Origin of the sequence: Xenorhabdus beddingii (assembly GCF_002127545.1) — a bacterium.
GTDB lineage: Bacteria > Pseudomonadota > Gammaproteobacteria > Enterobacterales > Enterobacteriaceae > Xenorhabdus > Xenorhabdus beddingii.
The window spans coordinates 1-415 of the sequence record NZ_MUBK01000180.1; the positions used below are offsets into that span (position 1 = coordinate 1).

The 415-nt window shown below is 48.7% G+C and carries 1 protein-coding gene; it reads right to left on the bottom strand.

Annotated elements, in window-relative coordinates:
- On the bottom strand, window positions 1-336 hold a 336-nt coding region (locus Xbed_RS19160; RefSeq protein ID WP_086114343.1), incomplete at its 3' end, for an HNH endonuclease.
- Between the last annotated feature and the right edge of the window lie 79 nt (window positions 337-415).

Sequence of the window (415 nt, forward strand, 5' to 3'; positions counted from 1 at the left end):
TACGGTCTTACGGTTATGGCAGGCGTGGCATAAAGATTGATGGTTGGATTCAGGCCAGAACAACACATCACTATCACCCTCTATCGGGATAATGTGATCGACGATGGTGGCAGGTGTGTAACTGTTCTGCTTAAGGCAATGGACGCATAAGGGATTCGCCTTGAGATACATCATCCTGTATTTACCCCATTGATTACTATAACCACGCTGGGTACGTGTGCCGCGTTGCTTGTCCTGCTGTCGGCTGGTTTCTCGTCTGTGCTGCTCACAGCGTCCTGACTTCACCCGCTGGTTACAGCCCGGATAATTACAGCGTCTTAACGGTTGCCACGGCATCAATACACTCCCACATCACGATAAACAGACCACAATGATTTAATGGTGAACGGGATTTCTTTCAGTTCCTTATCTGCCA